This window comes from Novosphingobium sp. UBA6272 (assembly GCF_002440635.1).
In the GTDB taxonomy this organism is placed as follows: domain Bacteria; phylum Pseudomonadota; class Alphaproteobacteria; order Sphingomonadales; family Sphingomonadaceae; genus Novosphingobium.
The window spans coordinates 1-7,166 of record NZ_DJUW01000021.1; the positions used below are offsets into that span (position 1 = coordinate 1).

The following is a 7,166-nucleotide window of genomic DNA, read 5'->3' on the forward strand; positions in this document are numbered from 1 at the left end:
CCGCGCGGCGGCGGTGGCGGCGGCTTCGGCGGCCCGCGCGGCGGCGGCGGTGGCGGAATGCCGGCCCAGGTTGTCGGTGAAGGCACCGGAACTGTAAAATTCTTCAACGCCAACAAGGGCTTCGGCTTTATCCAGCAGGACACCGGCGGCGAAGACGTGTTCGTTCACATCAGCGCGGTTGAGCGCGCCGGGCTCGAAGGCCTTGCAGAAGGTCAGCAGCTGAAGTTCCAGCTGGTCGATCGCGGCGGCAAGGTTTCGGCCAGTGATCTCGAAGTCGTCGGCGATGTCATCGCGGTGCAGAAGCGCGAAGCGCCGCAGCGCGAGCTGACCGGCGAACGCGCCTCCGGAACGGTCAAGTTCTTCAATTCGATGAAGGGCTTCGGCTTTATTACCCGCGATGACGGGCAGCCCGATGCATTTGTGCACATCAGCGCGGTCGAACGCTCTGGCATGGCTGGCCTCAACGAAGGTGACCGGCTGGAGTTCGACATCGAAGTCGATCGACGCGGCAAGTACTCGGCGGTCAACCTGACCCCACGCCAGGATTGATCCCGACTGCATCGTCTCGGGGGTTGTCCCCGGACCTGCCAAGTTCTAAATGCGTGCAGATGGCGGCCCTTGCCGGGGCCGCCATTTGTCGTTTTCGTTTTCCCGAATCATTCGCTCCAGGAAGGAAGCCGCGATGTCCATTACGCCCCTCATGCCAGTCTATCCCCGCTGCGGCTTTCGGCCGGTGCGCGGTGAACACTGCCACCTGATCGGGGAAGACGGCCGGCGCTATCTGGACTTCGCGGCGGGGATTGCGGTCAACCTGCTGGGCCACAGCCACGAAGGCCTGATTGGCGCGATCCAACAGCAGGCGGCGACGCTGATGCACGTCTCCAACCTCTACGGCAGCCCGCAAGGTGAGCACCTCGCCCAGCGGCTGGTCGACCTGACCTTTGCCGACACTGTGTTCTTCACCAATTCGGGGGTCGAGGCCGTGGAGTGCGCAATCAAGACGGTGCGCGCCTATCACCAGCATGTCGGCAACGACCACAAGTTCGAGATAATCACCTTCCGCAACGCCTTCCACGGCCGGACCATGGCGACGATCAGCGCCTCCAGCCAGGAGAAGATGCACAAGGGATTCTACCCGCTGTTGCCGGGCTTCAAATATGTCGATTTCGATGATCTTGAAGGTGCCAGGGCGGCGATCGGTCCAAATACTGCAGGCTTCCTTGTGGAGCCGGTGCAGGGCGAGGGCGGGATCCGTCCAGCCTCGGCGGAATTCATGCAGGGCCTGCGCGCGCTGGCCGACGAGCATGATCTGCTGCTTGCGCTCGACGAAGTGCAGTGCGGCGTGGCGCGTTCGGGCACGCTTTATGCCTATGAACAGTACGGCATCGAACCCGACGTGATGGCCACGGCCAAAGGCCTCGGCGGCGGCTTCCCGCTGGGGGCCTGTCTTGCCACCGAAAAGGCCGCGCGGGGCATGGTGGTCGGCACGCATGGATCGACCTATGGCGGCAACCCGCTGGCCATGGCTGCAGGCGAAGCGGTGCTCGATGCGGTGGCGAACGAGGAGTTCCTCGCCGCAGTGCGCGCCAAAAGCGAGCGGCTGCGCAGCCGGCTTGAACAGTTCATCGGCAATTACCCCGGCCTGTTCGAACTGGTTCGCGGCAAGGGACTGATGCTTGGGATCAAGATGACCCATGAAAGCCGCGCCCTGGTTGCGCACCTGCGTGACAATCACCAGCTGCTGACCGTGGCCGCCGGTGACAATACGCTGCGGCTGGTCCCCCCGCTGGTGATCGAAGATGCCGAAATCGACGAGTTCTTCGAAAAGCTCTCGGCCGGTGCGGCCAGCTACCAGCCACCGGAATTGGCCTGATGACCCGGCATTTTCTGGCGCTGGGCGATGCCGGCGGCGATGCGCTGGCGGCGATGATTGCCGACGCGATCGAGCGCAAAGACTATCGCCGTGATGTGCCAAAGGGCGCGCCCGATGGCGATGCCCCGCTGGCCGGTCATGTCCTTGCGATGGTGTTCGAGAAGAACTCGACCCGGACGCGAGTCTCGTTCGATATGGCCATGCGCCAACTCGGCGGGTCGGCGATCGTGCTCGATGCCGGGACTACCCAGCTTGGCCGAGGCGAAACCGTTGCCGATACCGCCCGCGTGCTCAGCCGGATGGCCGATGCGATCATGATCCGCACCGATGATCACGCCAAGATCGAGGAGATGGCTGCGCATGCCTCGGTTCCGGTGATCAACGGGCTGACCGATCGCTCGCACCCCTGCCAGATCGTGGCCGACCTGCTGACTCTGGTTGAGCACGGCAAGGCCCTGCCCGGGCTGGAGCTGGCCTGGCTGGGCGATGGCAATAATGTGCTCAATTCAATTGTCGAAGCAGCCGGGCTGCTCAAGTTCAACGTGCGAATCGGGGTGCCACAGGGCTACGAGTCCGACCAGAGCTTTATCGAAGCGGCGCGGGCACGCGGAGCGCGGATCAGCGTCCACCGCGATGCTGCCGAGGCAGTGGCTGGAGCGGATGTGGTGGTGACCGACACCTGGGTCTCGATGGGACAGGAACACGCCCACAACAAGTTGGCTGCGATGGCACCCTATCAGGTCAATCCCCTGCTGATGCAGCAAGCGAAGGGCGATGCCCTGTTTCTTCACTGCCTGCCAGCGCACCGCGGAGAAGAGGTGACCGATGCGGTGATTGATGGCCCGCAGTCGGTCGTCTGGGACGAAGCCGAGAACCGCATTCACGCGCAGAAATCAGTCCTGCGCTGGGTCTTCGGACAGCTGTGAGCGCGCCCGAGCATATCGCTCCGGACGAGACCGGGTACGACCGGGTGCTGGCCTTTACCCTGCCTTCGCGCGATGCGCGCGGGCGGACGGTGCGGCTCGGGCCAGTGCTGGAGACGATCCTCGCCGCGCATGACTACCCGATACCGATCAAGCACCTGTTGGCCGAAGCCCTGGTCCTGGCCGCGCTGGTCGGAACGCTGCTCAAGGATGGGGAGGGTCAACTGACGATGCAGGCCCAGACCCAGGGCGGCGTGGTTGACTTGCTGGTCTGCGATTACCGCGGCGGTGAGCTGCGCGGCTATGTCCGCCACGATGCCGAGCGGCTGGCCATGCTAGGGGCGAATCCTTCGCTGTTCGCGCTGTTCGGGTCGGGCGGTTACCTGGCGATCACATTCGATCTAGCCAAGACCGGGCAGCGATATCAGGGGATCGTTCCGCTGGAGGGCAGCTCGCTGGCTGAGGCCTGCGAAAGTTACTTCGCTCAGTCCGAACAGGTCCCGACCTTGATCAGGGTCGGGGTCCGCAGCGATGCGCGCGGCTGCGTGGCTGGCGGACTGCTGGTGCAGCATCTGCCCGAGGGCGAGGAGGGGCGCGAGCGGCTGCATGTACGGCTGGATCATCCCGAGTGGGAGCACGTCGCGGCGCTGGCTGGCAGCACCCGGCATGATGAGCTGGTCGATCCCGACCTGTCGCTCGAGGCGCTGGTCTGGCGGCTGTTCCACGACGAAAGCGAGGTGCGGATCGAACCGTTTCCGCCGCTGTCACGCGGGTGCCGCTGTTCGATCGAGCACTACCAGTCGGTCCTGGCGCAGTTCCCCGAAGCCGAGCGGCTTGAGATGCGCAATGATGCCGGACTGATCGTGGTTGATTGTGCGTTTTGCTCGCGGCTGTTCGAAATTGATGCCTGATCACTCAATTCGTCGCTAAAAATGCACGGTTGGCCTGCGCGTGGCGCTGTGGTACAAGTCCAGGCAAGGCCAAGACCCCATGTGCCCCTTGCAACAGGGGAGAAAGCAGAATCGTGATTACCAGGATGCGCCTTGCCGGACTCGCGACCGTGGCTTTGCTGGCCGTGGCTGGACCGGCCATGGGCGCTGGTTCCTCGCTGGCCATGCTTGACCAGATCGAAGCCGGCCGTTGGGAAATCCGTCCGCGTGAGCCGGGGGCCGCTCCACAGCGGATCTGTATTTCAACCGGTCATCGTCTGATCCAGCTGCGCCATCTCGATGCGCAGTGCGAACGCTTCGTGGTTCAGGACAGCGCGTCCGACGTGGTGGTGCAGTACACCTGCAAGGGCCGCGGTTACGGTCGTACCCATGTCCGCCGCGAAACCGGAAGACTGGTGCAGATCGACAGCCGCGGAATCGCCAATGGACTGCCGTTCGAATTCAGCGCCGAAGCACGCCGCGTGGGCGACTGCACCGGCGGGTGAACCTGTTGCCTTGGGCCAACCAAGCGGCTAGCCCGGCCCCATGTCGAAGCTTCCTCTGGGCGAAGGCCACAAGGCCGTGGTGCTGCTTTCGGGCGGCCTCGATTCGATGGTCTGTGCCGCCCTTGCGCGTGAAGCGGGCTACACGCTCTACGCGCTGACCATCGATTACAACCAGCGCCACCGCCGCGAACTGGATGCAGCGCGCGATATCGCCGCGTTGATGGGTGTCGAACGCCATGTGATCCTGCCGCTCGACTTGCGTCAATTCGGCGGATCGGCGCTGACCGACGATATTGTGGTGCCCAAAGACGGAGTGGGAGCGGACATACCGGTTACCTACGTTCCCGCGCGGAATTTGGTGTTCCTGTCGCTGACCCTGGCTTGGGCAGAAGCACTTGGTGCCCGCGACGTGGTGATCGGGGTCAACGCATTGGACTATTCTGGCTATCCCGACTGCCGCCCTGAATTCATCCGGGGCTTTGCCGATCTGGCCGATCTTGCGACCAAGGCTGGGGCGGAAGGCGACAGGTTCCGGATTCACGCTCCACTGCAATTCCTCGGCAAGGCGGAAATCGCGGCGGAAGCCGGCCGGCTTGGGCTCGATCCGGCGATGAGCTGGTCATGCTATGACCCGCAAGTCGATGGTTCGGCCTGCGGGCTGTGCGATTCATGCCGCCTGCGCAAGGAAGGCTTTGCCAAGGCCGGGATTGCCGATACCACGCGTTACGCCAACTAGAAGTCCAGGGAGAATCCAGGTGATCGATCAGCAGGACGGCAAGCCGGCCGAACCCAAGGCCAGCGGCTACAGCTGGTACGTGCTTGGTGTGCTGGTGGTGGTCTATATCCTGAACTTCATCGACCGGCAGATCGTTTCGATCCTGGCGGTCGATATCAAGCGCGATCTCGGACTGACCGATGGGGATATGGGTTTTCTGGGCGGTGCGGCCTTTGCAGTGTTCTATGCCTTGTTCGGCATTCCTCTGGGGCGCCTGGCCGACAACTGGAACCGGGTGCGACTGCTCAGCATTGGATTGGCGCTGTGGTCGACGATGACTGCGCTTTCAGGCTTCGCCCGTAACCAGCTGACGCTGTCGCTGGCACGGATGGGTGTTGGCGTTGGTGAGGCGACGGCCAGCCCGACCGCCTATTCGCTGATATCGGACTATTTCCCCAAGACGCAGCGCGCGACCGCGTTGGCTATCTATTCTTCGGGCCTTTACCTCGGTGGCGGGGTATCCCTCTTCATCGGGGCCAAGGTGGTTCAGGCCTGGAACGATGCCCATCCCGGCGGTGGGCCGCTCGGCCTTGTCGGCTGGCAAGCGGCATTCCTGGTGGTAGGTATACCCGGGCTGCTGCTGGCGCTGTGGGTGGCGAGCCTGCGCGAACCCATTCGCGGCGCGATGGAAGGGCTGAGCAGCCCCAGTTCGCCGCGGCCTTTTGGCGATTTTCTGGCTGACCTGTCGACCATCATTCCTCCGCTGACCGTGCTGGGTGCGGCCCGGCGCGGGCCGGTCGCACTGGCGATAAACCTTGCGGCGGCAGCCTTCGTTATCGTATTCGCCTGGATCATGATCGGGCTGACGGATAATGTTCCCCAATGGTCGGCGGTTGCGCTGGGCTATTACGCGGTCTTCTCGTGGGCAAGCTCGCTCCGTTCGAAGGATCCCGCGACCTTCCGGTTGATCTGGGGGACGCCGGCCTTCATCTGTACCACGCTTGGCTACGGATTGGTTTCGCTTGCGGCCTATGCGCTTGCGTTCTGGTCGCCGCCCTATGCCGAAACCGTGCTGAAGCTACCCAAGGCGGAACTGGCATTCGTGCTGGGGGGAAGCGGTGCGCTGAGCGGATTCCTGGGAGTGATCATCGGCGGGCGACTGGCTGACTTCCTGCGCTCACGCAATCCGGCAGGTCGGGTACTGGTGATCCTGTTCGGGGTCATTGCCCCGATCGTGCCGATCTGGATTGGTTACACCACAGACAATGCAACGCTGTTCTATTTGATGAATTTCCTCGCCGGGATGTTCGGAGCAGCGGCACTGGGCGCTGCTGCAGCGACCACGCAGGATCTGGTTCTGCCACGCATGCGCGGAACGGCGACGGCCTCATTCTTCCTTGGCACGACGCTGGTTGGCCTATCCTTCGGCCCTTACATGGTCGGGCAGATTTCGGATCTCGCCGGAACTAATGTCGATGGCAAGCTGGTTGGTGACCTGCGCACCGGCATCCTCTCGCTGATCGGGGTTGCTCCGATAGCGGTTGGATTGCTGCTATTTGCCTATAGTGCGGTTCCGGCCGCGGAAGCCACAGTGGCAGAGCGCGCTGGAGAATAGCCTAGGCCGGAAGGACTCTAGCTGCGCGTCAACACGCCGCAGGCAATCCGCGCACCGCTGTTGCCGCTGGGGTCGGTCCGGTAATCGTCGGGTCCGGCGTGGACCACGATGGCAGTTCCATCCGCATCGAACAGGGCCGCTTCCAGCACCGCGCGCGTGCCTGGCAACTGGGCAGACACTGCGGCGGCCCCATTGCTGTCGATCACGACATTGGGAAGATCGCCAAGGTGACTGCCGGATGGATTGGCGGTTCCGTGCTGGCGCCCGCCGGGATTGAGATGCCCGCCGGCGCTGGCAAAATCCGGGGCGTCACAGCGGCCCACCATGTGCAGGTGCATGCCTTTCTGACCTGCTGGCAATCCTGCCAAAGCTAGGCTGAGGGTAACTTTTTCACCGGCTGCAGTCAGGATTGCGGTGCCTGCTGGCAGCCCGTTGGCCTGGCGCAAGGTTGCGGTCGCAAGCTTCTTGGTCGGAACCTCACCCAGCGAGGCGCAGGCGGTCAGCGCGATGCACAGGACGATGGAAATAGCGAATTTGCGCAACATGGTGCCTCCAGCGAAAATGATTCGTCTGGCACCATAACGAAAAAGGGGCCGGATTGCTCC

At 63.5% G+C, this 7,166-nt stretch carries 8 protein-coding genes; 7 read left to right on the forward strand and 1 reads right to left on the reverse strand.

Annotation, left to right across the window (positions count from 1 at the left end):
• The 7 genes from B2V17_RS10725 to B2V17_RS10755 all read left to right on the forward strand — a co-directional run.
• Positions 1-549: cold-shock protein (locus B2V17_RS10725; RefSeq protein ID WP_292997482.1), on the forward strand; the 549-nt coding region annotated here is incomplete at its 5' end.
• A gap of 133 nt (positions 550-682) precedes the next feature.
• Positions 683-1,873: an aspartate aminotransferase family protein gene (locus B2V17_RS10730; RefSeq protein WP_292997484.1), complete on the forward strand. Its 1,191-nt coding sequence runs from the start codon at positions 683-685 to the stop codon at positions 1,871-1,873.
• Positions 1,873-2,799, forward strand: coding sequence for an ornithine carbamoyltransferase (argF, locus tag B2V17_RS10735; protein WP_292997486.1), 927 nt, complete (start codon positions 1,873-1,875; stop codon positions 2,797-2,799). Before B2V17_RS10730 ends, argF begins: the two co-directional genes overlap by 1 nt.
• A complete protein-coding gene (locus tag B2V17_RS10740) occupies positions 2,796-3,707 on the forward strand; it encodes an Hsp33 family molecular chaperone HslO (protein ID WP_292997488.1) in 912 nt (303 codons plus the stop codon). The genes argF and B2V17_RS10740 overlap by 4 nt, the downstream gene beginning before the upstream one ends.
• Positions 3,708-3,832: 125 nt before the next feature.
• Entirely contained in the window at positions 3,833-4,231 is a 399-nt protein-coding gene (locus B2V17_RS10745; protein WP_292997490.1) for a DUF3617 domain-containing protein, read from the forward strand.
• A 40-nt stretch (positions 4,232-4,271) separates the two neighbouring features.
• Positions 4,272-4,967 (forward strand): 7-cyano-7-deazaguanine synthase QueC, encoded by a 696-nt coding sequence (gene queC / locus B2V17_RS10750; RefSeq protein ID WP_292997492.1) that lies wholly within the window; start codon positions 4,272-4,274, stop codon positions 4,965-4,967.
• Positions 4,968-4,986: 19 nt separating this feature from the next.
• Entirely contained in the window at positions 4,987-6,561 is a 1,575-nt protein-coding gene (locus B2V17_RS10755) for a spinster family MFS transporter (RefSeq protein WP_292997494.1), read from the forward strand.
• A gap of 17 nt (positions 6,562-6,578) precedes the next feature.
• Here B2V17_RS10755 and B2V17_RS10760 read toward each other — a convergent pair whose 3' ends face one another.
• Entirely contained in the window at positions 6,579-7,106 is a 528-nt protein-coding gene (locus B2V17_RS10760) for a superoxide dismutase family protein (RefSeq protein WP_292997496.1), read from the reverse strand.
• Between the last annotated feature and the right edge of the window lie 60 nt (positions 7,107-7,166).

Bases quoted from the DNA above. Each gene is read 5' to 3' on its own strand.
- B2V17_RS10730 (WP_292997484.1), top strand. From the start codon at position 683: ATGTCCATTACGCCCCTCATGCCAGTCTATCCCCGCTGCGGCTTTCGG.
- argF (WP_292997486.1), top strand. From the start codon at position 1,873: ATGACCCGGCATTTTCTGGCGCTGGGCGATGCCGGCGGCGATGCGCTG.
- B2V17_RS10745 (WP_292997490.1), top strand. From the start codon at position 3,833: ATGCGCCTTGCCGGACTCGCGACCGTGGCTTTGCTGGCCGTGGCTGGA.
- B2V17_RS10760 (WP_292997496.1), bottom strand. From the start codon at position 7,106: ATGTTGCGCAAATTCGCTATTTCCATCGTCCTGTGCATCGCGCTGACC.
- queC (WP_292997492.1), top strand. From the start codon at position 4,272: ATGTCGAAGCTTCCTCTGGGCGAAGGCCACAAGGCCGTGGTGCTGCTT.